The organism is Pseudoalteromonas sp. MMG005 (assembly GCF_018101015.1).
GTDB lineage: Bacteria > Pseudomonadota > Gammaproteobacteria > Enterobacterales > Alteromonadaceae > Pseudoalteromonas > Pseudoalteromonas aurantia.
Genome location: NZ_JAGJEK010000022.1, coordinates 72,524 through 98,610 on the forward strand (window position 1 = coordinate 72,524; position 26,087 = coordinate 98,610).

The following is a 26,087-nucleotide window of genomic DNA, read 5'->3' on the forward strand; positions in this document are numbered from 1 at the left end:
CTGAGTATTTTATTGAACTTGGCTTTTCTTTACTCTGAAGAAAAGGTACAACAAAGAGAATATCAAGAAGTTAATATACAAAGAGTTCATCGGCGTGTATGTATGAAAAAACTCATCAATGGTAAATTCAAAGACTATTTTACGTACTCCCAATAATATAAAAAACGATAGGGCTGACGCATATATGAATATGATATAAGCACAAATGTTTATATATTGCTGGTATGCTTTATTTAGTGTTTTTAACCTACCGGCTAAAAACATCGCGAGAGCTGATGCGCCTAAGCAATTAAATATAAAAGGAGTACTTATCGTGAATAGTTCAGAGTAGCGGTGATAATTGATACCTATCCCAAACAAAGGTGTTAAAACAAAGTCTAAAAAAATGATGAAAGTTAAAGAAAATAGTAAAGACCAGCATATAGTTTTATTTAAGTAGTATGTCATCACTTTTCCTTATTATATTCACAGGGTTTTTAAAGTGGTAACACTTATTTACTTCAGTGCGTACACTTGGGCGGATTTTTTTTAAATCAAGTTTTACTCCGATATCAAGTAGTGAGTTTATTAATTTTATGTCGTGTTTCTTTATCTGAGAGTAACATGCAATATTGGCTAGTTGCTCCTCTATATTAAAACCATATAAAGAAGATGGCTGGCCAAATTCAGCTAATATCCATTTCAATACATTTTTATCCTCAATATTAATTGTTGCATAATAAGATAAGTTCTTTCCATGAAATCTTAATTTCTTCAAAGCACTGTCTTTCTCTAACCGAGATTTTAATCCAACAGAATAAAACTTCATGAAGTTTTTTGTGAATACATCGAGTCTAAATTTATCAGAATTTACATCTGCCCATTCTAACCCATGAAAATAGGCGTATTCTTGGTGGGTTAACCCATAGAGATCAACAAGTATTTCGTTCTTATCAATGTTTTTATATAGAGTAGCTAATTCATTCACGTCAAAAGGAGCGTTAATGTACTTCATCGTGTAATTTTTAATAGTGTTATTAGATTTTAAGTGGGAAAAGTAATCTTGATACAATGGTTCGTCAATAATTTCAGAGAATGCATCCATGCCTGTCTTTGTAGTTATATTTATGTCTAGACTGTCTAGTTTATTCTGGAACTGTTCCGGTGTGAGTATAAATACAGAATCAAGGTTAATACTGTCATTAGTGTTGGTTTTACATAGCGAAACTAGTTCAAAGGGCTGTAGTTTAGATAAGAACTTGTCTTTATTTTCCTGCTTGACAGTCTCTAGCGATATTTTTTTGTCGAAGCTTTTTTGATACTTATTAATGTCTAAAAATTTTGAAAATAGACTACGCTCCATGAGACTATAATGTGAGATATCCACCATTTTTCCATAATAAAAGTTAGAGTCATTAATTAGTCCCAATTTTTGTAGTTCTGTTAACACATCAAAACGACCTTCTTTAATTAGTAAGTTGTTAAATGTATAACCTTGCTCTTCGTTGGTATTTAGCTCGGAAGTTTGGTTTGGGAATAAAGATGTGAGTTCAATGAGTTGTTTATCAGTTAATCCCATAGCCGCCATTTTCCAGCCTAAACCGGTCGGCTCAATGCCATGTTTTATAATTTTCTTGATGGTTTCCCACTTTGCACTATTCGCCAGTGCAATATCAAGTAGGCTTACGGGTTGACCAAAATAGTCCATATTATTAGAAATAGTGCCCGTTAAGGACTGACGAACATACTCTTCTATGCCTTGTTCTTTTAGTACGTTTAAAGCAGTCTTATCTGAATCGGCGTTATCTATAATGACAGGGTTCGCCAAATCTTTAAGAGAAATCGGATAAACAGGATTGTTTTTATTTAAGGGGCTGTTAAATCCATAGCCAATATACAAAACGTCATCACATTTATTAGATGAAATAGCTAATAGAGGAACTAATAACAAGGTTAATAATAAATACTTCATAGTTGTCCTTTACTAAAATGAGCAATTTCTACAGTACTCATATGAATTGAATTATCGATATTAATTTAAGTAACACTAATTATAAATCGTAGAGCGCCACAGTTTCTGGTTCTGATGCTCTGAGATACTTTATTTTCCTAATGTCGTGTTGTAACTAATTATAAGTTTGGTACGTGTGGGCTCTCAGATATGATGATACTGGCTATTAAAATTTATTATAGAGATTTTTGTTTATTTTGAATTTTAGATAAAAATAAAATTATGGTACCAGTTACCAAGCCAGGTACTGATGCCAACATAACATACGGTGTAAAAAGTATTACTCCACTCAGTGCGGATGTGGGAAATAGCGTGCTGCCAAAAATAAGCACATAGTATGAAAATGCAATAATTAGGGTAGTAACCGATACAAAAACAGTTAAAAACAGGTAGCCGGCCTGACTTCTTGTATATTTAATGACTAGATAAATGATGGCAGCCGGAATTGCTTTAATATACAAGTCTATGAATAACGGAAACAGTAGAGTGCTAAAATAAAACTCGCTTGTTCCCCGAATTAAGGAGCTCAAAATGAAAAATACGGGTGCGCTAATGGGTAGGGTACTCACAAGTGTCAACGTTGTTGCGTTTTGATACTTTTTTTCAATGTTCATGTTTCAAAATCCTTTGAAATGCAAGCTTACAGTTTTTTATCGTTAGGTTTTCCAATTTTAAATGTGAATCATATAGTTTTGAAGATGGATGAAATATCGAGATTAAATAAAGTACACATAAAAAAGGCCAGTGTTCACTGGCCTTTAGAGTTTATCTAATTTGCGTGTTAGATACTCTATACAGTGTATTGTTACAAAAGTGCACTTAAATAGTGTATTTAAGTGCACCAATTCATATTAGAATGTGTAACGAATACCAATTTTAGCGCGCCACGCTGAAGATTCATCAACCTCTGTGTAGTTACGTACATCAGCGCCGTTGTGAGCCGCGTGAATGATCAAGCGATTTGAGTCATCTAAACCACCGAAGTCATAAATTTTCTGATCTGAGAAGCGCAGTTTTTTCTCAATGCCCCAATCGCTGTTTAACAAGTTCGCGAAGTTCTCGATCATGAAATAAATCTGACCTTTGTGTTCAGGGTAGAACCCCGGGATTTCTTGCTTGAAGCTCACATCCATGGTTGTTACCCAAGGCTGTGTCGCAGTGTTACGGTCTAAAAGTTGACCACGTTCAGAAATACCCGCTCTATTTAATAGTTGCTCAAGCTGAGCCCATGTCATTGGATCGTGGTACTTACCATCTTCCGCTGATTTTACCCAGTTTACGTTTGCATCATCAGGTCCAGTTGGAATATACGCAAGGTAGGCTGATGTCCGGTCGAACCCTGGACGATCTCCTAAGTCACCGTCGTTATACGAACCCATCGTATAACCGTGTGGGCGACCAGAACGGCGTTCAAAGAACACGTTAAACTTAGAAGCATAGCCGTCGAAGAACTCAGTGCTATACGCTAGGCTAACCTTGAAGCTATGTTCCACTTCGTAGTGACCACGGCCCACTAAATCTACATTGCGACTGTGTACAGTTGCGTATTGGTAGTTACTTTGTGCACGCGACGAACTACCAGGGTTTACATCTTCAATATCTTGGTGTGCGTAGCTGGCTGAAACGTACAGGCCGTTATCCCACTGTTTTGCAAGGGCTGTACTGAAAATGATTGAACGGCCATTTTCTTCCGCGTTGGTCATCATAATATCGAAGTTGTCTTTTAAGTCACCTTCGTAAATGCTGTCATAAATGGTACGGCCAGTGGCTGATGTACCCACCGCTTTCAGAGCAGTATTGCGCCAAACTGCTTCGTTTTCTTTTTTATGATAGGCAAGTTCCGCTGTCCATTTGAAGCCATCACCTAAGAGTTCTGAATCAAAGTCATATTCAAAGCCAACTTGTGCACGAATGCTTGAAGGCAGCTCAAAGTTAGGGTCCGTGTAGTTTGTGCTACCGGCACCTTTTTGAAGCGAATTTTTAACTGCATCTGGTACACGGGTAATGTCAACTTGATCTACCGTTGCAAAGTAATCGTTGATAGCGTTTGCTGGTGCAGATACGTAAGTTAAGCCATCGTTTTGGAATGGTGCGTTATACCAAACGTTTGGTATACCGCCTTGGAAACGGCCAATACCGCCGTTAATTGTCAGAGATTCAGTCGCGTAATATTTGAATCCTACACGAGGTAAGATAATATCAACACCGTCTAAATTCTCTTGGTTAGTATAGCCATAAGTATTTAAGAAGTTTTGGTTTAACGTCGGTTTATCACTGGTTGACAAACGCTCGTAACGTAAACCGGCTGTGACTTCTAAGTCATCAGTAGGGTAAAACTTATCTTCAACATATAACGCTAACTGGCTACGGGTTGCGTCGTATGCCATATCGTTTGCGTCATTGGTGTAGGCATTACCGTAAGTGAACTGGTAGTTATCACGGCTAATGTGCAATTTTTTATTGGCAAAGTCTTCTAAGCTGCCAAAGGTCCAAGAGCCTCGAGAGTTTTCAGCGAATAAGTTGTAAAGACGCAAGTTTTTATACTGTGCACCAAACCCAATTTCATGGTCACCCAATAGGTAAGTTGCGTCGAATGTCATCTCTAAAGTTTCAGTTTCAGATACATTGTTGTGGCGGAACTCAGTTGCACCAAACTCAAAGCCTGGGCCTCGACCATTTTCAAGGTATACTTTCACTGCACCTAGCGGAGAATTAACGATACTGCTGTTGCTTACGTCTTTGTATGCGATACCAAATTCGGTTGAGAAATCATCTGACCAATCAGAGTAAATTTTCGTTGCGAAGTTATTAAACTTAGTGGTGAGTGCATAGCGGCTAGAGTTTAATTGAACTGTGCTGCCACCTTCAGGGTAGTCTTTCGCTTGTTCTTCATTTTGCCATTGGTATGTGAAGTCGGCACGGTGCGCATCACTGATGTTCCAGCTAAGCTTTACAAGTACACTGTCGCTGTTATCTTCTGGATTGCCACCTAAGCTATCTTCAACACCATATACACTGTTTAATGTTGATAAGAATTGGTTGTAATCTGTTTCACTAACAACAAATTCACTGCCTGCACCAGAGCCTGCAAAACCATAGTCTAAGTCTTTTTCTTGCTTCCAACCGTTGTAGTTTACGAAGTAGAAAAGCTCATCTTCAATAATAGCACCACCAGTACTGAAGCCCATACGGCTTTCTGTAATGGTTGTGTCGGCGCGGTTTGATGAATAAGTTCTATGACCATCAGCATCTAATACAGGGTCACGGCCATCGAATACTTGTTCGACGTTGTCTACTTTACCCGCAAGGCTAGGCGAGCTTTGCTCATAAAAACCCGTAAACGTGTATTCGTTTGAGCCAGACTTAGTGACCGCATTGATGGTACCACCACCAAAGTTACCTTTTTTTGCAGAAAATGGTGAAGCGTCAACCGAAATTTGCTCAATGGCGTCAAGCGCAACCGGTGGCTGTGCAGTAGGGTAACCATTTTTAGCTAGACCAAAGTCATCATTTTGGCCGATGCCGTCAATGGTTAAGCTGTTACTGCGTGGGTTATTACCTGCAATCGTTAACTCACCTGAACCGTTGATGCTGGCCAGTGGGTTTAAACGTGCGATATCTTTAATATCGTTGTTAAAACTCGGTGCATTTTCAATGGTATCGGCGCCGAACACACTGTTTGAACCGCCTGCTTGTTGTACGATACGGTAACCCGTTACTTCAATTTTCTCTACTTTTTGTAGAGGCTGAAGTTGAGATACAAGACGATGCGTGTCACCTAGCTCAAGAAAGATGCTATCTAATTCAGTGTCTGAGTAAATATCAGAATCAAGCACCACGCGGTAAGGACCACCAACGCGTAAACCTTTGGCAATAAATGCACCAGAATCGTTGGTTGTGAATGTGCTCGTTGTGCCTGTTGGCTCGTGAATAACTGTAACTTTAACGTTGGCAGCAGCGTCACCAGCAGGTGTGGTGATTTTACCGCGCATGGCTGATGACGTATCAGATGCAAATGCACTTACAGATACGCCCAAAGCGAGCGCTAACGCGCCGGCTACTTGAGTCAAGCGAACGTTTTTCATTGTGTTGTTTCCCGTGTAAGGTTATTTAAATTACTACTACTGTGCGAATAGCCAAAAAGCTGTAACTTTTCAGTATTACCAGTATTTTTATAGTATGTTGCAGTAAAGCAGTTGTTTTAATCTGCAACGGTTTAATTTGTAAAGTACAATATTTAAGCTTATTTATTGGTTACTTCGTATTTGATAAATAACGGCTAATTTGCAATTTAAGCACCTTAGCCGCTTATAAATATTATATTTTACAGGTGGGTTAACTCCTTGAACCCGTTAAAACTTAAAAGTCGTATTTTACCCCTAGGCGAATTTCGTATAATGAAGGTTTAATTTCAAAGTCAGTACCTGATGGGTTGTTAAATTCTTCAAAAACATATTGGCCATTGTCATTTATTGATGCAGTCACGGCATTTTGCATAAAGCTACCGGTGTTGAGGGTGCCCCAATTGTCATTGAGTAAGTTGCCTACGTTTTTGATTACGAAGAACGCCGAGCCTTTGTGGTTATCAGAGAAACCGGCAAATTCTTGCTCAATTTTCAAATCAAATGTGACCCACCAATCGCCATCTTGCGAGTTACGGCCTTGAATTTCACCACGTGTTAAACCTTCACGCTCAACCCACTTATCAAATGCGGCTTTGTCAAATGCTTCACCTTTGTCATTTGCACCATAAACTACGTGACCATCATCAACACGTGGTACATATAACAAGTCTCGCTTACTGTCGGCAAAGCCAAACATATGGGTATCATCGAAAGTATAAGAGTATGGGTTAGTCATACTTGCTTGACCAAATACGCTGAACTTAGTTGCTAGCCCATCAATGAACTCATGCTTGTACGATAAAGACATGGTGGCGCGGTGCGGAATTTCATAGTTTGACGTTGACACGCCAGGGTTTTGCGGGTCATGAGCGGCAATACCATGGAAGTTTGAAAACGCCACAGAACTTGTCATTGGGTGAACATCGTTCGACATGGTATACGCATAAGACAGCGCCACATCGATGCCGTTATCAAATGACTTATTCATGCCAAATGATAAAACATGGGTATATCCATCATCACCCGTGACATTGGTTAATAGCAGGTCTGACTTACGAGAATGAAGGTCGTCGTTATAAATAGGACGACCATCTGGAGCAGTTTCGGTACTCGCAAGGGTTAAGTTGCGTACAATCGCAGAGTCTTGTTTGTCGGTATATAAGTAATCAACCGTAAAGACATAGTCAGACTCAGTGACGTAGGTGGCACCGAGTGAATATTTCCACTCTGATGGGAGTTCAAAGTTAGGGTCAGTGACGTTAGTGCTGTCATCTGCGCTGCCTGAGCCTACCGCATTGTATAATTCTTGTGGGATTGCAAATCCTGCTTTTCCGCCATCAACAAAGGCAACCGCATCTGGGCCTAGTAGTTGAACACCACGTTCATTTTCTTGAATATTACGTACGCCATCGTTCGAGTAGCTATTTGAGATCCAAACATTCGGGTTACCACCAGAATATAAGCCAAAGCCACCCCGAATTTCTAGTTGGTCGTCGTAAATCCAGTTAAAGCCAAAACGTGGTTGAATGAGGTCAACGCCATCTAGGTTTTGCTGATTAGAAAAACCAAAACGTTCTTGGAAGTTCGGGTTATGTGCAGGTACATCGTCACTGGTATACCAGTCGTAGCGTAAACCGGCTGTTAGGGTAATGTCGTAATCAATTAGGTCGAATTTATCTTGCGCGTAAAGGGTATTTAATGCGTACTTAAATTCCCCCGCAGCATCGACTGGGTTATGCGATGACGCATTACCGTAGTAAACACGGGCAACCCCGTTTTCAAAGTCTTCGATACTACCAAAACGGTGCTCACCTTCATTGTGCTGTACGAACATGTTGAATACATCGAGTTCTTCACGCTCATAACCAAATGATAGCTCGTGATCGTCTAGGTAGTATGTACCGGCAAACTTTAACGATAGGTTGTCGTATTTTAATTTATTTGCTTGACGAGAGTCATCTGGCCCCAAATAAACAGTAACGTCGTTGTTTCTAATTTGGAATTCACCAAAACCAGATGTTTGGTCTAATGAAAGTTGGCGGTTGTCTAGTTCAGAGTAGCCGATGCGTACTTCTGTTGAAAATACGTCATTCCAATCTGAATAAAGAGAGGTCACAAATGATTGAAGTTCTGCACCACGCTCATAGAAGTGGTTAGACAATGAGATTCTATCAGAACCGCTATCAGACTGAGATAACGTGAAGCCATCGTTGTAGTTGTATACAAAACTTGCACGGTGGTCATCGTTGATGTTCCAGTCAAGTTTTACCAATAGCTTTTCATCTTCAACTGGCATGCTAGGAACAAGCGAACCTGCATCATAGCCATATTTGTCGAGTGATATTGCCGCAATGTTATCAATCGTCGCTTGGCTTATTTTACCGTTTGCAAGCGGAGCATATTCAAAAACTTGTGCACCTTCTAGCTTTTCATAACTGGTGAATAAGAACAGCGTATCTTCTACTAATGGCATGCCTACATTAAAGCCATAACGCTTTTCATTGTAGTCGCCGATGGCTTGCTCTTTGCCATCAATTTTGTCACCTGACAGTGAGTCATTGGTGTAATCAAAGAACACACCACCAGATAGGGTATTGGTACCTGATTTTGTTACTGCATTGATATTACATGATGTGAAACCACCATATTGCACATCAAATGGTGCTAACTCAACAGCAACTTGGGCAATTGAATCGAATGAGAAAGGCATACGCTCAGTTGGGTAACCATTGCGGTTGAGGCCAAAGTTATCGTTCATGCGCATACCATCAACAGTTAAACTGTTAAAACGCGGGTTACCGCCAGCACATTGAATGGCACCAGAGCTGCTTTCATCTACATAAATACGTGGATCAGTACGTACAATATCTTTGATATCACGGTTTATTGCAGGTTTTTCTTGCAGGTCTGCGAGTGAGAAATGAGTTGCGGGGCCTGTACCACCAGATTGCATGGTCATAGGGCGACCGGTAACAACAATCTGCTCCATGTTTTGCTGAGAATTTAGTTGAACAGTCACGGGATACGTTTTACCTAAAGACAAATAAATGTCTTCAACCAATGTATCTTCAAATTTGTTCGAATCGATAATAACTTGATAAGGGCCGCCTACGCGTAGCCCTTTTGCTGAAAACGTGCCATTTTCATTTACCACTGTGGTTTTCACTGAGCCTGACGGAGTGTGGATAATCGTCACTTTCGTGCCAGCAGCGGGGTTCCCTTGAGGACCAACAACTTGACCTTTCATACTAGAAGCTGTGTCGTTAGCAAATGCAGCTCCACTTGCACCGATGCTTGCTGCAATAGCAAGTGATAGGGCTGTTTTGCGCAATAGAGTTTTCATTATGTCGTTTCCCGTGTTTTGAATAGTTTATTTAACAGCGGTTACTTTTGAAGTCTTGAGTGCTTCTTTTAAAGGCGCTGCATTTTTGTCAAAAATTTGATTCAATAAGCCAGCTAAACGAATACCACCTTGTTGTAGGCGTGTTCTTACAGTCGGCATATATTTATAAATGTACCCATAACTTATTTCAGTTTCATTTAAGTTATAGACTTTATCCGAAATATAATGGCTTTCTAATAACCAGTCTGCAGGCTCACTATCAAGGTAATCACTTATAATGGTTTTATTTGACGTTTTTATGAATTCTGCAAACTCACTGTAAGATAGACTCTCATTTTCAATTAAGCGAGTGTCCCACGTTGAATGTAGGTTTGTTTTATCACCAAAAAATGTCACTTTGATTAGGTTTCCGCCACGGTCTTCGCCACGTCCTGCATGAAATGGTTGGTGGCTATCACCCACAAGGTGCACTAAAAAACGCAGGGCAAAGCGTTTCTCATCTATTGATTTATCATTAGATTGAAGGGTGTTTTTTGCGTAGTAAATACCATCTAGGATGTGCTTTACTTGATCTTTTGAAGAAATCGTATGGTCAACATGGTTATGCATTTTGCTCGCGTCTTTAATGTTGATGTAGTGCCATTTTGTGGACTTTTTACGCCAGAAGTCACTGCTGTCAGAGCGCATTTCGTCTGCCCAAGTTGATATTTGCGCCAGTGAACTTTCTTCTAAAAGAGGGGTCAGAGCTTTCGTGGTTGTTTCTGTTAGATGATCTTCAGCAACTTTACCAATAATGCGGTGACCATTTTGGCCCCATGCTACGGCATTAAATGAACTAGACAACACACCCACAAGTGCAATTACAGAGAGCTTTTTAACTAACATATGCATTTTCTTCATTGTTAAAAAGTCGCCAATGACGACTATTCGATAAGGTCAATTGTCCGTATTTTTCAAGAAATAAAAAGGACTTAACGGGATTCATAATTTCTTGTTAATAAAGTATGTGATTCAAGGGTTTATAGAGTTTAAGTAAAATTACTTATTGTAATAAGTAAGGATTACTGGTCTAATGGCTAAGTCGGCACTATAAGAATAAATTACCCTTGAGATATCATAACATTCTAATCAATAAACCCTCTATTGTTACATTATTGTTTCTATCTATGTGGGCCTGCTGGGTTTTAGGTCAGGCTTTTAGTAAATCAAACATAGATGATGTAGCCCATGTGTTGACACATTCTTACCAATGCACGACCTCTTCTATTGCAAATAAATCAGTATTACGGGTGCATGTTCCTATCGAGCGATTAGCCATAGACATAAAAGAAGGGCTTTGTGAGAGTAAGGTTGTTGCCAAGCAGTATGGGCACGTTGAAATATATTGGGGGGGCAACTTAGCTGAGCAAATAGAGTTTTTAGCCAAAGGTGTTGCGGATGTGATATTAAGCAAAGAGAATGTTATGCAAGCACTCATGGCTGAATCAACGCACAACTACCGACCTATTATTGGTTATCAAAATTACACTGCGTTTTTTATTTCAAATAAAGAGAAACCTAAGTTAAATAAAGCCTATTTTTTAGATAAACGAATTGGCTTACTTGACTACCCAACCAGTCGTTCAGGCCATATATTACCAAAACAGGCGTTTAAGCAGTTAGATATTGATTTAGACGCGTTAGATATTGTTTATGCGAGTACTCATACGTCATTACGAGATAAACTGGCAAAAGGCGAGGTTGATATTATTTCGTCATATTGGAGAAAAGACGACCAAGTGCGTTTTTCTAATAATTATATAGTCCCAATTGGCGGCGAAATCGTCGGCAGCCGATGGTTTTTAAAAATGAATGACGAGAATATAGACTTAGCATGCGAGTTACAATCAGTGATTAGCGCGCTTGCCCGTTCGCAAAGTTCTTCTTATTTCAAGTCATTACAACAGTATTGGCAATGCGAGAAATCACCTTATCACTTTTTAGGGGAGCAAGTGTGATGCCGCATTGGAAAAATATTACTTTATTCATTGTTATATCAGGTATTTTCACAGGAATATTTTATCGCGCACAAACTATACAAATTGAACAAGACATAAATCAACAAGCATCACAAATTATTACTCGCGTTGCGTTGGACATAAATGCATTGCCCATTGCGGATCCGTTTTTTAGCTATTCTGGCAACCCAAACGTTGTCGCATCTTATATCGAGAAAATAAACAGCAGGCTTGGGAGCCAAGCAGCGAGGGTATCACTAAAAGAAATTAGTATTTCTAAATTACCAGAGCATGATAGTACAGTGGTAAAACCGCTTGCTGCTGCACATCGTACTATATACGTGTCTTTTAATGTTGATACCCAGCACAACAAATCAGCCTATATCTTGCCATTTGTGCTCGCGTTATTAAATTCAGCTTTTTTTGGCTGGGTGAGTACTGGGGTTGTACGAGATAAAGTGCGTACTACCAACACAAATGTTGAGTCAAGAATACCAAAAAGATTGGTTGTTGACCTATATACTAAAACAATTATGCTCAATTGTGCGAAGGAAGATGCGGTTAAGCTTGCCAATAAACCACTGTGTTTTTATTTAGCGTTGGTCGAATTCTGCGAAGCTCAACCTGACGTAATACTAAATCAGAATAAAGATGTGCCCGATGAATTAATGGTAATCGCTGACAAGTATTTTGACAGGTTAATTACATTAGGACACACCATTCGTAAGCGCCCTAATTTTTCTTCGAGTTTGGAAAAAACATTAAGTGAGATAAGAGCGGCATTAGATGAGATTATGGCTGAGCATAGCGAGCTTAAAATGAAGTATTACCCACCAAAAGCACATGGTGAGGGCTCCCGTTCTAAATTACATAGTTATGGCTTATCTGACGTTTTGCTCGCAGATATTGAAGTGATCGGGAAGTAACAAAGTTTACAACGTGACAATTAAACGCAGCAACTAACTGGTACATGTGTAAATGTCTGTTATTGAACTTAAGGCATAGCCCATGTAGGCGCTATGCCTTTTAAAGTCTAGTTTATAGCTGGTCGACTTTAATTGGAGAGTGGTTTTGGAGGTAATTGATCAATACTTCAGAGTCAGTTAAATCACTCGAAGCAAATCCTGAGTGTTTATTAAGCAGTGGGTAGCCATCTCCACCTGCGGCATTATAGCTGTTAATACTCATGGTATAAGTGCTATCTGCTTGAAATGCCTCACCCTTTATTTTTAAGTTGACTAATTTTCCAGATTCAATATCAAATGTTATACCATAGTACTGTAAGTAAGCACCTGAATCTGCAGGAAATTGAGTAACAACATTCAGGTATTGATATAGTTGCTCACCTGTAAAGGTAATTTTTGTGATCCTGTTTTTAAATGGGTGTACTTTTAGTACGTCCTTATAACTGACATCACCCGCTTTAATACTATGACGTATACCGCCACCACTGATAAGGCCAAAATCAGCGTTCACCGCAGCCATTTGTGCCTTTATGATCAAGTCAGCCAGTTTACTTTGCTTAAACCGAACGGTATTTCGGCCTCCATCTAAGTATTTGTCGATTGACCCGACCGTTTTAGCTAATTGCTTTTCACCGATAGATTGATAAGGTTGTAGGAAGTCTTGTAGCTTTTTGTCAGGTTTTATATGCGATTGAACATAATTGCCATCGGCTTTTTTAAGGTTGACCGGGATGAGTTCATAGCTTAGTAGTGATTTCTGGCCATTTTCAATTTTAAACTCTGCTTTGCCGACGTACTTACCCCACTCGTGTGCCTGCATAATCCAAGTGCCATTTTGTTGGTCTGGCTGACATGATTTACCAGGCGCAAAATGCGGGTCTTCAGCACCTGTATCAGTTACACAAATGGGTTCTTGAGAATGGCCACCAATAATAATGTCTAATGTCCCCGGTGCTAGTGCACGTGCTAACGTTACGTCACCAGGCGCATTTATTCCGTATTTACCATCGTGATAATGGCCCATGTGAGTTACTGCAATCATGACATCGATGTTTTGTTTTGCACGAATTTGATCAACGACCTGTTTGGTAATAGCTGATGGCTCCACAAAATCTAGTTCCCCAATATAAGTAGGGTTAGCAATTTTTGCAGTATCTACCGTTGTTAGACCGACAATACCTATGGTTAAGCCACCTTTATTTATAATGGTATAAGGTTGATAGGCGTGAGAGTGATCGTCTTTGTTCAAAATATTGGCTGATAACAAAGGAAAGTTAGACCAAGCAATTTGCTTGTCTAAAATAGATAAGGGATTATCGAATTCGTGATTACCTATCGCCATTGCATCATAACCGATTAGGCTCATCCCTTTAAAGTCAGGCTCGGCTTTTTGCAAATCAGACTCAGGGATCCCTGTATTGATATCACCACCAGAGAGCAGTAAAACACGATGACCTTTATTGGCTGCTGTAAGTCGTAATTCATCTATGAGTGTTTTTCGAGCTGCCATGCCATACTCACCATCTTCGTTATGCCAAAAGCGGCCATGATGATCATTGGTATGCAAAACAGTTAAGTATTTGGCTTTAGATTCCGAGGTATTATCAGAAGACGTCGGTAATAAATTACATGCCGATAAAAGCAAGCAACTCGCGAACAAAGTTATGCGCATAATATAATTTTGTGGAATAAAATAGTTAGGCCCTAGTTTAAACTAAAAGCTCTAAGAATAAATGCAAATATTAGGAGTTTTTTGATACCTCATTCGCAGATTGTACAGCGATGCTTCTTCGTTGCAGTTCATTCTTGGCAATGTGAGACTTTAAATGATCGGTTTCAACCATCCAATTTAAAAATGTCACAGGCAAAGCTCGGTATGATTCACCACTATGCAACCCAAAATCACAGATTTCTTTTTCGTTATTCATCCTAGACAGCCCCGATTGTTTTTATTTTTCGGGGCTTATCCTATCAAAATATTTCAAGAGGAAAAGAACAATACGTTACAAGGTGATGCTTTTTTATAACCTTTTGTTATAAAAGTGTGAATATTATTGCTGCCCATTGAATAATAAGGAAGACACAGCCGATAAGAAATGTGCGATATCGCATGAGTACATGATTGGTACTGAGGTGTATGTAACTATGGACTAGTCTAGAAATCACGAAAAGCACCGTACTCAGAGCAAAGACCCATGACACTTTATTCAAGGCAATAGCCAACACACATACAACGAAAAATAGCATAGGAATTTCAAATTGATTACTGAAATTTCTTCCCGCAACGATGACATCTTCAGGCGCGGTCGTCAGATCCATCGTTTTAAATGCATTTTTATCGACTAACTTATTCTTGGCCGCTTTGAACCGGCGTTTACCCATAATAAACATCACCAATAGTGTGAGTAGAGTTTGGCCAAACATAGCGAATATGACTAAAAGTAACGGGGTGTGCTGCATATTAAGGTGCCTTTTTACAGAGTGTTACAAACAAAGTACGTTTATGATTGCAAATTGGCAAGGAAATTATGACTATATTAAATAGTAAATTTATTATGGAAAGTATATGAAAAGATTATTCGCATTAAGTGCACTGTCGCTGTTCGTCATTACGGGCTGCTCTACGACATCAACGGTCAATAATAGCGTTTCAGCTCCCTTGATTTCAGACTCTTTAATTGTCAGTCCAAATGATACTCGACAATATGAAACAATGACACTTGAAAATGGTATCGATGTGTTATTGATCTCAGATCCAAAAGTAGAAAAGTCGGCAGCTGCATTAAGTGTGGGGGTCGGGTTACTTCATGACCCTATGAGTCAACAAGGTATGGCACATTACCTTGAGCATATGCTTTTTCTGGGGACTGAGCGTTACCCTGATTCAAAAGGGTATACGAATTTTATGACGCAAAATGGGGGCGTTCATAACGCTTATACTTGGCTTGATATCACCAATTATATGTTTAAAGTGAATAATGATGCCTATGACGAAGGACTTGATAGATTTTCTGATTTTTTTAAAGCGCCGAAGCTTTACCCTGAATACACAGATAAAGAAAAAAATGCCGTAAATGCAGAATGGTCAATGCGCAGAGAAATGGATTTTTTTGGTCAATTCAAACTCTCTAGAAATATGCTGGGTGATCATGCAGCCAACCGATTTTTAATCGGTAATTTAGAAACATTGGGTGATAAAAAAGACAGCAACTTGCACCAAGAAACGGTGGCATTTTACAATCAATATTATTCGTCGAATATAATGAAAGTCGCCATGATCTCCAATTTACCGACTCAGGAAATGGCGTTAAAAGCGAAAAAATACTTTTCCACAATTAAAAATAAAAATATCGAGAAGCCAGAAGTCGTCAAAGCCATCGACTTTTCAACAGTGGGCAAAAAACGGATTCACTATGTACCCAATGAAGATGTAAAGCAGCTAAAAATTGACTTTACCATCGAGAACAATAGCGCTGATTTCGCAGTAAAACCCAACTATTTTGTCACGTATTTATTGAGTAATGAAATGACCGGTGGGCCAGCACAAGTGCTCAAAGACAAAGGGTGGATTTCTAGTTTAACAGCCTATGCAAGTCCCGCCATGTATGGCAACTATGGTTCGTTAACGGTTGACATCAATTTAACGGATGCGGGTATGGCAAAGCGTTCAGATATTGTCGCGGCTGTTATGCAATATATTTCGTTAATTAAAAAGCAAGGTGTAGATAGTAAATACTTCAATGAGATCAACACGTCTCTTAGTAATGAGTTCCAGTTTTTAGAAAAGGGAGATGAATTTAGTTACGTCAGTAACTTAGCCGATAATATGCAAAAATATCCGCTAAATCACGTGTTGAATTCAGGTTATCATTACGCACAGTTTGATAAAAAAGCGGTTAATAATGTGCTCGAGCAATTAACGCCTGAGCGGTTGCGAGTATGGTATATCAGTCAACAAGAGCCTGCGGATAGCCAACTGCACTTTTATGATGGTAAGTATCAAATCGCAAAGATCAGTGATGAAGAAGTTGCAAATTGGAATAAAGCGACAGATCTTAACTTAGAGTTGCCATCTATCAACCGCTTACTACCACAGAAGTTCGATATTAAAACCACAGCTAAACAGGCAAAAGCAGGTGTTTCTGAGGTATACAATGATGAGCGGATCACCATATGGCATTCAGCGAGTGAGCGGTTTTCTCACCAACCGAAAGGATCAATGGATATTTTTATCAATACTGCAACACCTAATACGAGTATCAAACACGATGTGGCAATGCATTTGTGGGCAGATCTGTTTGGCTTACAACAAAGTCGTTTGATCACAGAAGCGAGTGTCGCTGGTATGTCGGTTAATTTGGCACCGAGCAATGGTTTAATTTTATCGGTTTCAGGCTTTACTGACAAGCAACCAACGCTTGTAAGTCAAGCACTAAAAAGTGTTGAGCTAAGTGTAGATGAGGTAACATTTTCTCAGGCGGTGGATAGATATCGCCGCGGGTTACTAAACGCTAAAAAGCAATTCCCATTCCGTCAAGCGTTTGGCCAATATTCAAAGCTTATACGGTCCGGAAATTATGACTTGGGCGCTCAATTAGAGGTGCTAGACAGTATCACTGTCGCCGAGTTTAATGCATTACAGCAACAAACGTTAACCGAAAATAATATTCGAGTGTTTAGTTATGGAAATTATGATCAAGCAGAATTGGCTGTCATTGCAGCTAAAATAAATGAAGTACTGCCAGCAGCGAAATTGATCACCCAATACACAAAATCTAAACACCTAGTGCCAAAAGTAGGGCAGACGTTAGTATGGCAGCAGGATATAGATGTTGCAGATGTGGCTATCGTCGATATGTATGTTCATCCAACGCCAGGGTACACACAAAAAGCGGCTGGCTTATTACTTAAATCACATTTTAGTCAGCATGCATTTGAAACCCTAAGAACAGAAGAGCAATTAGCCTATGCGGTTGGCGTAACAGCACAAAGCATTGATGACTATTCCGCGATAGGGTTGTATATTCAAACTCCGGTGAATGATGTAGAAAAAATGCAGGCACGTTTTGACCTATTTAAAACGCAATATAGCAAAACGCTGAATGATTTGGATGATGCAACGTTTACTGATCTGAAAAATGCATTGTTAGTGTCTTTGAAAGAAGAACCTAAGAATTTAGGGGATGAATTACGACCTTTAATCGCTGATTGGTATAGAGAACGTTATGACTATGACTCAATGGACAAGTTAATTAATGCGGTGGCGCAATTGTCATTGAGTGACATCAAATCGTATTATCAACAAACAATGCTGAATAACACAGCGCCTAGAATCAACGTTCAAATGAGAGGCAAGAAGTTTGCGGATGAACCATTTGCGCAATTGCCAAACCAAACGGTTGTGCACTCTTTAGAGGAGCTTTATAAGCAAATAAAAATGAAATAGTCCAATACAGTGGGGTGAACGCAGGTGTGTTCACCCTTACTTTAGCCGACACAATTTACACTTCAGTCTAATCACGAACATCGAAACACATTAATGTCGTTTAATTATCATGCGCTAAGCTCTATGATGAACAAATAGTGACTGCTGAAACCAAAATGTAAGTTACGATTACTGATAAAAATAATGATTTTATTTATCGCCGTATAGCGCTTCAAGTTCGGTTGCAATATCTGAGTTTAATGCGGCCCAATTCGCTTCAAGTGCACTGATGAGTGCTTGGTAGCCGTCGGCTTTAAGCGCATTGGATTTGAAGAAGTAACTTGATTTTACTAAGTTTTTCTTGCCCTCTTTAGAAGAGAATATATACCAATTTCCAGATATTATTCCGCCATGATCATCATGACCGGCAAAATCATTAACATGTATTTCGACCTCAAAATAGTCTGAAAATGTCGTAGAGACTCTGGCATTGATAATTTGCCATCCATGTAACTGTGAAGACAGCATTTGCTGAGCAGACTTATAAAGCATGTGCTTTGGGTGCTCTGACCAATAATTAAAATTTGCAATGGAAACACTATGATTTGTGTGAACTTGTACGATTGCTTGTTGATCAGATACACCAATAAGCTTGACCGGTTTTAGGAGTAAAGTGCCGCTCGGTATTGCGGCACTCGTTACAGCTGGGGTCGTATTAAATTGATAATAATTGACCGCATTTTGTGAATTACCGCTGCACCCACTAATAAACAAAATGACCCATATTATTATTAACAAACCCTTCATTATTTCTTCCTTGGTTGCTTATCTTCTGGGCTTTGTTTGTCGAAAATGAGCATACTTGGTTGCTCAGTTAAGCCTTTTGATATAGGTTTTAAAGTATTGGACAGGCTTTCTAACTCCTCAAGAGTATCAGTGAGTTGGTCAACCATTCCTGAGCCTTGTTGATAATTCGTCAACGTTTTCTCAAACTGTTTTAAGCTAGAGGTTAATTGACTCAAAGTGGTGTTGATTTGGCCTAAACTGCCTTTTGTGTCACCAGCTAAATCTTGCTGATTAAATTCACTAATTAGTTTATTCATTTCCATTGCAAGTAACCTATATTCCTGTAATGTGCTGTCAAATGTTGTCATTGTTTGTGACAGTGGAAGATTATTTAATTTGTTAAGTAAATCTGTAACTTGTTCTGATATAGCAGTGAAACCACTAGAAACACTGGGCAATACCGGGTAAACCGAAGAGTTTGCTAGTACAGCTTTAGGTGCTTTGCTATAAAAATCTAATTCTATGTATACAGCACCCGTTAAGATATTACCACTTTTTAGCGATGCCCTTAGTCCATTTCTAATCCATTTTTCTATATTATTTTGCCAGTAACTTTCAGCTAAGTCACTTTGTTCGTAAATTCTCCCATATTCAATTTTTATAAGTACAGGCACAGATGTTGTGTCTTGTTGAAAGTATAAAGGCTGACCATCTCTTTCAATTTGTGCGGGGGCTTGTTCAACTGTGCCAATGCGCATGCCACGGTACTCAACAGGTGCACCGACCGTTAATCCTCTAATTGATTGTTCAAATTCAACTAGGAAAAAATCAAAGTTATCAAAACGTTTTTCTAAAGCTGCAGCAAAATTTTCATGGAGTTTATATTGTCTGAGTGCACTGGCAATGTCTGATGCGGTGCTATTGGGTGGATAATCGACAGATATGCCTCCCTTAATCAACTTTGATAAGCTCCCCGTAGAGACTTGGATCCCTTCTGTCGACAGGTTGACGTCAATCCCTGAGCTTACCCAGAAAATCGCGTTGGTCGTGATCAGTTTATCGTAAGGAGAGAAAATAAATATCCCATATTCCATAATAAGGTCATCGACATTGAATTTAGCCGATTCAATTTGCCCTATTTTATAGTTACGAAAGTAGATGCCGGAACCAATATCGAGCACTTCGGCTTGTTTAGCTTTCAATTGAAATCGTTTTCCTGACACATCTTGGCTTATTAATGCCGGTTCTTCTTGCAACGTGAAAAGCGTTGAGCGTGCTTCACTTTGACCGGGCTCTAACTCCAAATAAACCCCAGATAATAAAGTATTCATACCTGATATACCTGATTCATCAATTCTAGGTTTCACCACCCATAGTTTTGCATCTTCGGTTAAGAGGTGGTCATAGTGACTGTCTATTTGAACGCGCGCTATAACGGCATTTTGCTCCAATTGCAGCCTTAATGTTTCAACAGTCCCAATTTTAACATTACGCACTTTTACTTGCGTTTTTCCTGCGACAATGCCCTCGGCACTGGCCATTTTAACAAAAATGGTATACCCCTGATTTATTTGATGTTGATAGAGCATCCATCCTGTAATTAATAGTGCAATGACTGGAATAAACCAGATAAATGAAAACTTAGGTTTGCTTTCTATATGTGCGTGTTCATTCATAAGCGTGATATTTATCCCATAATATACGAGGGTCAAAACTGTGTACGGCTATCATTTGGCATAAAACCATAGCGGTAAAAAATACGATGCCTAATTGGGGTTCGACCGTTAAAACATTTCCTAGCTGGACTAAAGACACTAATACAATTACTACGAAGACGTCAATCATGGACCATTTCCCAATAACTTCCAACAATCGGTAAAGTTGGCTTGCTCGTTGTGGAGAACGACATTTGTTTGTTTGTACTATTAAGTAAAAAAGTAAAATAGCTTTTACGATAGGAATGCAAATACTGGCAACAAAGATAATGGTTGCAATGGGATATGACCCAGATTCCCACATTATAATGATACCTGAAAATATGGTTGCAGGAGTATGCTGGCCTAAATTGATGGTGTCCATAATAGGCAGAAAATTAGCCGGTATTAATAGTACGAGTGCAGTGAGCATCCATACTGACGCGCGTTCGATAGATTTCGGTTTTCTAAAATAGGTTTTTGCTTCACATCGTGGACAAGTCTCGCTGCGCGAGAGTTGGTTACATATATGGCATTGCCTAAGTTTGTTTAGCATTGCGGTTTGTCCACACACATGTGGGACCGGTTCAAATTGGCACTGTTGACGCTCCCAAAGCTCACTTTCATCAATCAATGTTAATAATTCGATAAAGCAAATTACAAACAAAACGTAAGCCCAAAACCCATAGCCAAGTGATAACTCTGCAAGTGACATCAGTTTAAATGCACTGACCAGAACGGCGACGAGAAATATATCGGCCAAATTGAGCGGGGTAATATAGCTAAAACTTTTGGTAAGCTTTCGTGCAAGACTTAACGAAAGTGTTGACCAAATCTTACTATGCGAGATCAAAGTTAATGTACATACATACACCGGCATAATTAAAATAGTAAATAGAAATAAACCAGCAAGTATGGCGTTGTACTTTTCGCTTAATAGGACACAGGCTTGCCAAAGGCTGATTTCTTGAACCAGACCATGTTGACTAAAGGAAATAAAGCTTGGGTATAAACTGGTGAATAAAAAGAGTAATGAGGTAACGGCAAACGCCATATTCCACTGTGATAAATTTTGTCTACAGGTGATCAAATGTGCATTGCAGTTGGGGCAATTTGCACGTTGCTGCGCCCCTAACTGTGCTACATTAACTAACCTATCGCATTGTTTGCACGCCAATATCACGAGAAAACCAAATCTACTTTACCCATGTTCACAGTGTGATACATCGTTCGAGTGAGTGCAATCCCTATCACGTTTATAAGATTCACATATCAAAAATAGCAACGGTTTGACGGCTCAAAGCCAGTAAACGGCCATCGTCAGCATATATTTTTGCATCTTCTAACCCATACCCGTTTGCGCTGTGATGTGTATGTGCTTCAAACCCAAGCCATGCGTTGTTTGATAAGGTTATATCTTCTACAAACTCTATGTACCATGACATACTGCTTGCAGGGGAAGGGGTGTCAGCCATTTGTAATAATGTGGGAGGCCAAGCATCAGCTAATGCGAGTAGGTGCACGTCTTGTAAGGTATCGGTAGGCGCTTGTTTGAATTTCATCCAACCGCCTAACGTGGAGTTGTTTGAACCACTAAATGGCATATCACCGTCTTGAAGGTTCAGAGCAACATGTTGAAAGAATTCAGGCATAACATTTTTTTGATATGGTAAAATACGTTCACTATTGGCAGGCGATAACTGGTGGTTTTGGGTAATAGGTACTATCGCTTTGGATTCACGTTCTTTTGCAAAACACCCTTGTGCAACAAGGCATACCTTCTCATCTTGTTTGATAGTAGACAGCATTTGTGTCGCATTTTTACCACTGCGGAGTATGTGTGTTTCTATTATAAAAGGGTGTTCAGAAAAAAGAGGGCCAACAAAATTAACACTCATAGACAGCACTCTGCGGTTGTCGGGTAGTTGATGCTTCATATTTTGTAGCATCATCGCAGCAGATAAACCGCCAAAAGCAGTGCGCCCTTGGCACCAACTCTGAGGAAATACCAATTCGCAAGGCGTTTTTAGCAAGGTGGGATTACTTAATAGTTCATCAAATGTCATTATGCATCCTATTTATCATTCATTTTTTTATAATTATGGATAGCATATCTGGTCATACCTGTTTAATAAACCGTTAATGCTGGTGTTTTTTTGACTAAAAAAGCAGATATTGAAAAAAAATTTCAAAAAAGTGCATTTTTTTTTGTTTTTACGGTTGAATTCGATTTTCTCGCCCCTATTTACAAGTCATCTAAACAGAACAACGAATTTTGAAGTCGGAGAAGATTCATGGGTAAAATTATTGGAATCGATTTAGGTACTACTAACTCTTGTGTAGCAGTACTTGATGGTGAAAAAGCACGCGTTATCGAAAACGCAGAGGGCGATCGTACAACCCCTTCTATTATTGCATTTACTGCAGAAGGTGAAACGCTTGTAGGTCAACCTGCTAAGCGCCAAGCGGTTACAAACCCACAAAATACATTATTTGCAATCAAGCGTCTGATTGGTCGTCGCTTTGAAGATGAAGAAGTACAACGTGATATCGATATCATGCCGTTTAAAATTGCAAAAGCAGACAATGGCGATGCATGGGTAGAAGTACGCGGTGAAAAACGTGCAGCACCACAGATTTCAGCAGAAGTTCTTAAGAAAATGAAGAAAACTGCTGAAGACTTTCTTGGTGAAGAAGTAACTGAAGCGGTAATCACCGTACCAGCTTACTTTAATGATTCACAGCGTCAAGCAACGAAAGATGCAGGCCGTATTGCGGGTCTAGAAGTTAAGCGTATCATCAATGAGCCAACAGCCGCTGCACTTGCATACGGTATGGACAAGAAGCAAGGTGACAACGTTATTGCTGTATACGACTTAGGTGGTGGTACGTTTGATATCTCAATCATTGAAATCGATGAAGTAGATGGCGAGCACACATTCGAAGTATTAGCGACAAATGGTGACACGCACTTAGGTGGTGAAGATTTCGATAACCGCGTTATTAACTACTTAGTAGACGAGTTTAAGAAAGATCAAGGGATTGACCTTAAAGTTGACCCACTAGCGATGCAACGTGTTAAAGAAGCGGCAGAGAAAGCGAAGATTGAACTATCTTCAGCACAGCATACAGAAGTTAACCTTCCTTATGTAACTGCAGACGCAACGGGTCCTAAGCACATGAATGTGAAGCTTACTCGTGCAAAACTTGAGTCTTTAGTTGAAGACTTAGTAACTCAATCTATCGAGCCACTTAAGCGCGCACTAGCTGATGCTGACCTAACCGTAAGTGATGTAAATGACATCATTCTAGTTGGTGGTCAAACACGTATGCCACTAGTACAAACAACGGTTACAGAGTTCTTTGGTAAAGAGCCTCGTAAAGATGTAAACCCTGATGAAGCGGTTGCCGTTGGTGCAGCTGTTCAAGGTGGTGTATTAGCTGGTGACGTTAAAGACGTACTATTACTAGACGTTTCTCCATTGTCTCTAGGTATCGAGACTATGGGTCAAGTAATGACTGCGCTAATCGAGAAAAACACAACGATTCCTACTAAGAAATCGCAAACATTCTCAACAGCTGAAGATAACCAATCTGCGGTAACGATTCATGTATTGCAAGGTGAGCGTAAGCGTTCAAGTGATAACAAATCTCTTGGCCAATTCAACCTTGAAGGTATTCGCCCTGCACAACGTGGCGCGCCGCAAATCGAAGTGACTTTTGATGTAGATGCTGATGGTATCTTACATGTATCAGCAAAAGACAAAGATACAGGTAAAGAGCAAAAAATCACAATCCAAGCTTCTTCAGGTCTAAACGACGAAGAAATTGAGAAAATGGTACGTGATGCAGAAGCGAATGCAGAAGAAGATAAAAAGTTTGAAGAGCTAGTTGCTTCACGCAACCAAGCTGATGCAATGCTACACGGTACTCGTAAGCAAGTTGAAGAAGCGGGTGAAGAACTGCCAAGTGAAGATAAAGAAGCAATTGAAGCAGCTTTAACTGAACTTGAAACTGCGATTAAAGGCGATAGCAAAGAAGACATCGATGCTAAAGTACAAGTACTTGCAGAAAAGTCACAAAAGCTAATGGAAATCGCACAAGCTAAGGCGCAAGCACAACAAGCAGGCCCTGATGCTGGTGAGCAACAGCCAGGAGCTGGTTCAGCTAAGCAAGACGACGATGTTGTTGATGCAGAGTTTGAAGAAGTTAAAGACAACAAGTAATTGTTGACTTGTAAGGGCGCGCTGGCGAATTTCGCTTGTCGCGCCCTTAGTGTATGTAAATTTGGGTAATACATGCTTACGTATGGATTCCATAATGGCAGATACTTCATTTGCCAACCAATTAGAGTAGTGTGATAACGATGTCAAAAAGTGATTATTACGAAGTACTTGGTGTTAGCAAAGATGCCAGTGATCGTGACATAAAAAAAGCGTATAAGCGCTTAGCCATGAAATATCACCCAGACCGTACAGCAGGTGATACTGCACTCGAGGCCAAATTCAAAGAAGTTAAAGAAGCCTACGAAGTACTGACTGACAGCCAAAAACGTCAGATGTATGATCAATATGGTCATGCCGCATTTGATCAAAACGGTGGCACCGGAGGCCATGGTGGTGGTCAAGGTGACTTCGGCGATATTTTCGGTGATGTGTTTGGTGACATTTTTGGAGGGGGCGGTGGTCGCCGTCAATCTCGTCAACAACGTGGTGCCGATTTGCGTTACAACATGGACCTCTCTTTAGAAGAGGCGGTTCGTGGTAAAGAAGTTGAAATTAAAGTACCTACATGGGTAAGTTGTAAGCCATGTGATGGCAGTGGTGCGAAAGCGGGTTCTAAACCGAAAACATGTTCTACGTGTCATGGTGCCGGTCAAGTACAAATGCGACAAGGTTTCTTTGCTGTACAGCAAACTTGTCCAACATGTAGTGGCACAGGTCAAACAATCTCAGACCCATGTAATAAGTGTCATGGTCAAGGTCGTGTTGAGAAGACCAAAACGCTTTCAGTTAAGATCCCAGCAGGTGTTGATACGGGTGATCGTATTCGTTTATCTGGCGAGGGTGAAGCTGGTATGCATGGTGCGCCAGCAGGCGACTTGTATGTGCAAGTTTCGGTAAGAGAGCACCCTATCTTTGTGCGTGACGGTAACAACCTATACTGTGAAGTACCGATCAGTTTTACCACTGCAGCAGTGGGTGGCGAAATTGAAGTACCAACGCTAGATGGTCGTGCTAATTTGAAGATCCCTTCAGAGAGTCAAACAGGTAAGATGTTCCGTATGCGTGCGAAAGGCGTCAAGTCTGTACGCAGTGGTGCTGTGGGTGATTTGATCTGTAAGGTCGTGATTGAAACACCGGTTAACCTAAATGAACACCAGCGTGACCTTTTAAAACAGTTAGAAGACAGCATGGGTTCAGATGGCAATAAAAACCGTCCGAAGGCACAAGGCTTTTTCGATGGTGTAAAAAAGTTTTTTGATGATTTAACGAAGTAAATTCGTCGTAGAAATCACGTTTTAAAGCGGTGCCTAGGGCACCGCTTTTTTGTATGGTTAGATTAATTTAATAATACGAGATAGTCCTGCTCACTGTCACATTTGCAGCCAATCATTCTGCGCTGGTCACTGAAAATGAGCTTTCCAGATTTGCACCCCAATATTTCGCATTTAGTACTACAGGCCAAGTTGCTGGTCCATAAAGAATACTCGGTCATCATAAATTTGATCGCGAAGAAAGCCACAAACATTAAAAGTAAAAC

16 protein-coding genes are annotated in these 26,087 nt (G+C 39.9%); 5 read left to right on the top strand and 11 right to left on the bottom strand.

The features are described from left to right. Nucleotides 1–427 precede the first annotated feature (427 nt). From J8M01_RS17395 to J8M01_RS17410, 4 genes are all read right to left on the bottom strand, one after another. Nucleotides 428–1,951, bottom strand: coding sequence for a hypothetical protein (locus tag J8M01_RS17395; protein WP_211058795.1), 1,524 nt, complete (start codon nucleotides 1,949–1,951; stop codon nucleotides 428–430). Between the two features lie 890 nt (nucleotides 1,952–2,841). After that, nucleotides 2,842–6,075 carry a TonB-dependent receptor gene (locus tag J8M01_RS17400; RefSeq protein WP_211058796.1) on the bottom strand — a complete coding sequence of 1,078 codons (3,234 nt, stop codon included), beginning with the start codon at nucleotides 6,073–6,075 and terminating at the stop codon, nucleotides 2,842–2,844. Nucleotides 6,076–6,349: 274 nt separating this feature from the next. Continuing rightward, nucleotides 6,350–9,457, bottom strand: a complete 3,108-nt coding sequence (locus J8M01_RS17405) for a TonB-dependent receptor (RefSeq protein WP_211058797.1) — start codon at nucleotides 9,455–9,457, stop codon at nucleotides 6,350–6,352. 27 nt (nucleotides 9,458–9,484) lie between these two features. Continuing rightward, complete coding sequence (locus J8M01_RS17410; protein ID WP_192510078.1) at nucleotides 9,485–10,342, bottom strand: S1/P1 nuclease; 858 nt, start codon at nucleotides 10,340–10,342, stop codon at nucleotides 9,485–9,487. Nucleotides 10,343–10,623: 281 nt separating this feature from the next. Here J8M01_RS17410 and J8M01_RS17415 point away from each other — a divergent pair, with 281 nt between their 5' ends. Further along, nucleotides 10,624–11,454 (top strand): phosphate/phosphite/phosphonate ABC transporter substrate-binding protein, encoded by an 831-nt coding sequence (locus J8M01_RS17415; RefSeq protein ID WP_247671181.1) that lies wholly within the window; start codon nucleotides 10,624–10,626, stop codon nucleotides 11,452–11,454. Further along, entirely contained in the window at nucleotides 11,454–12,380 is a 927-nt protein-coding gene (locus J8M01_RS17420) for a hypothetical protein (RefSeq protein ID WP_211058798.1), read from the top strand. Before J8M01_RS17415 ends, J8M01_RS17420 begins: the two co-directional genes overlap by 1 nt. Before the next feature lie 112 nt (nucleotides 12,381–12,492). Here J8M01_RS17420 and ushA read toward each other — a convergent pair whose 3' ends face one another. The 3 genes from ushA to J8M01_RS17435 form a co-directional block, all read right to left on the bottom strand. Continuing rightward, nucleotides 12,493–14,091: a bifunctional UDP-sugar hydrolase/5'-nucleotidase UshA gene (ushA, locus tag J8M01_RS17425; RefSeq protein ID WP_211058799.1), complete on the bottom strand. Its 1,599-nt coding sequence runs from the start codon at nucleotides 14,089–14,091 to the stop codon at nucleotides 12,493–12,495. Between the two features lie 70 nt (nucleotides 14,092–14,161). Continuing rightward, the gene (locus J8M01_RS17430; protein ID WP_211058800.1) at nucleotides 14,162–14,347 is read right to left on the bottom strand and encodes a hypothetical protein; all 186 of its coding nucleotides are present in this window, start codon (nucleotides 14,345–14,347) and stop codon (nucleotides 14,162–14,164) included. A gap of 106 nt (nucleotides 14,348–14,453) precedes the next feature. After that, the gene (locus J8M01_RS17435) at nucleotides 14,454–14,879 is read right to left on the bottom strand and encodes an MAPEG family protein (protein ID WP_211058801.1); all 426 of its coding nucleotides are present in this window, start codon (nucleotides 14,877–14,879) and stop codon (nucleotides 14,454–14,456) included. 106 nt (nucleotides 14,880–14,985) lie between these two features. Here J8M01_RS17435 and J8M01_RS17440 point away from each other — a divergent pair, with 106 nt between their 5' ends. Further along, entirely contained in the window at nucleotides 14,986–17,865 is a 2,880-nt protein-coding gene (locus tag J8M01_RS17440; protein ID WP_211058802.1) for an insulinase family protein, read from the top strand. A gap of 189 nt (nucleotides 17,866–18,054) precedes the next feature. Here J8M01_RS17440 and J8M01_RS17445 read toward each other — a convergent pair whose 3' ends face one another. The 4 genes from J8M01_RS17445 to J8M01_RS17460 all read right to left on the bottom strand — a co-directional run bounded on the left by J8M01_RS17445 (nucleotide 18,055) and on the right by J8M01_RS17460 (nucleotide 22,390). After that, entirely contained in the window at nucleotides 18,055–18,651 is a 597-nt protein-coding gene (locus tag J8M01_RS17445) for an ABC-type transport auxiliary lipoprotein family protein (protein ID WP_211058803.1), read from the bottom strand. Further along, nucleotides 18,651–20,306: an intermembrane transport protein PqiB gene (pqiB, locus tag J8M01_RS17450; protein ID WP_211058804.1), complete on the bottom strand. Its 1,656-nt coding sequence runs from the start codon at nucleotides 20,304–20,306 to the stop codon at nucleotides 18,651–18,653. The genes J8M01_RS17445 and pqiB overlap by 1 nt, the downstream gene beginning before the upstream one ends. Next, on the bottom strand, nucleotides 20,299–21,507 hold the full coding sequence (locus tag J8M01_RS17455; RefSeq protein WP_211058805.1) for a paraquat-inducible protein A: 1,209 nt from the start codon (nucleotides 21,505–21,507) through the stop codon (nucleotides 20,299–20,301). Before J8M01_RS17455 ends, pqiB begins: the two co-directional genes overlap by 8 nt. An 82-nt stretch (nucleotides 21,508–21,589) precedes the next feature. After that, nucleotides 21,590–22,390 carry a thioesterase family protein gene (locus J8M01_RS17460; RefSeq protein ID WP_192510088.1) on the bottom strand — a complete coding sequence of 267 codons (801 nt, stop codon included), beginning with the start codon at nucleotides 22,388–22,390 and terminating at the stop codon, nucleotides 21,590–21,592. Nucleotides 22,391–22,618: 228 nt separating this feature from the next. Between J8M01_RS17460 and dnaK the strand changes: the two genes are divergently transcribed. Both dnaK and dnaJ read left to right on the top strand, forming a co-directional pair. Further along, nucleotides 22,619–24,550, top strand: coding sequence for a molecular chaperone DnaK (gene dnaK, locus J8M01_RS17465; protein WP_211048212.1), 1,932 nt, complete (start codon nucleotides 22,619–22,621; stop codon nucleotides 24,548–24,550). A 140-nt stretch (nucleotides 24,551–24,690) separates the two neighbouring features. After that, entirely contained in the window at nucleotides 24,691–25,824 is a 1,134-nt protein-coding gene (gene dnaJ, locus J8M01_RS17470; RefSeq protein ID WP_210994824.1) for a molecular chaperone DnaJ, read from the top strand. Nucleotides 25,825–26,087: the final 263 nt, after the last annotated feature.

What these genes read in the sequence shown, in the direction of transcription:
- J8M01_RS17395 (WP_211058795.1), bottom strand. Translation starts at nt 1,951, where the DNA reads ATGAAGTATTTATTATTAACCTTGTTATTAGTTCCTCTATTAGCTATT.
- J8M01_RS17400 (WP_211058796.1), bottom strand. Translation starts at nt 6,075, where the DNA reads ATGAAAAACGTTCGCTTGACTCAAGTAGCCGGCGCGTTAGCGCTCGCT.
- J8M01_RS17405 (WP_211058797.1), bottom strand. Translation starts at nt 9,457, where the DNA reads ATGAAAACTCTATTGCGCAAAACAGCCCTATCACTTGCTATTGCAGCA.
- J8M01_RS17410 (WP_192510078.1), bottom strand. Translation starts at nt 10,342, where the DNA reads ATGTTAGTTAAAAAGCTCTCTGTAATTGCACTTGTGGGTGTGTTGTCT.
- J8M01_RS17415 (WP_247671181.1), top strand. Translation starts at nt 10,624, where the DNA reads ATGTGGGCCTGCTGGGTTTTAGGTCAGGCTTTTAGTAAATCAAACATA.
- J8M01_RS17420 (WP_211058798.1), top strand. Translation starts at nt 11,454, where the DNA reads ATGCCGCATTGGAAAAATATTACTTTATTCATTGTTATATCAGGTATT.
- ushA (WP_211058799.1), bottom strand. Translation starts at nt 14,091, where the DNA reads ATGCGCATAACTTTGTTCGCGAGTTGCTTGCTTTTATCGGCATGTAAT.
- J8M01_RS17430 (WP_211058800.1), bottom strand. Translation starts at nt 14,347, where the DNA reads ATGAATAACGAAAAAGAAATCTGTGATTTTGGGTTGCATAGTGGTGAA.
- J8M01_RS17435 (WP_211058801.1), bottom strand. Translation starts at nt 14,879, where the DNA reads ATGCAGCACACCCCGTTACTTTTAGTCATATTCGCTATGTTTGGCCAA.
- J8M01_RS17440 (WP_211058802.1), top strand. Translation starts at nt 14,986, where the DNA reads ATGAAAAGATTATTCGCATTAAGTGCACTGTCGCTGTTCGTCATTACG.
- J8M01_RS17445 (WP_211058803.1), bottom strand. Translation starts at nt 18,651, where the DNA reads ATGAAGGGTTTGTTAATAATAATATGGGTCATTTTGTTTATTAGTGGG.
- pqiB (WP_211058804.1), bottom strand. Translation starts at nt 20,306, where the DNA reads ATGAATGAACACGCACATATAGAAAGCAAACCTAAGTTTTCATTTATC.
- J8M01_RS17460 (WP_192510088.1), bottom strand. Translation starts at nt 22,390, where the DNA reads ATGACATTTGATGAACTATTAAGTAATCCCACCTTGCTAAAAACGCCT.
- dnaK (WP_211048212.1), top strand. Translation starts at nt 22,619, where the DNA reads ATGGGTAAAATTATTGGAATCGATTTAGGTACTACTAACTCTTGTGTA.
- dnaJ (WP_210994824.1), top strand. Translation starts at nt 24,691, where the DNA reads ATGTCAAAAAGTGATTATTACGAAGTACTTGGTGTTAGCAAAGATGCC.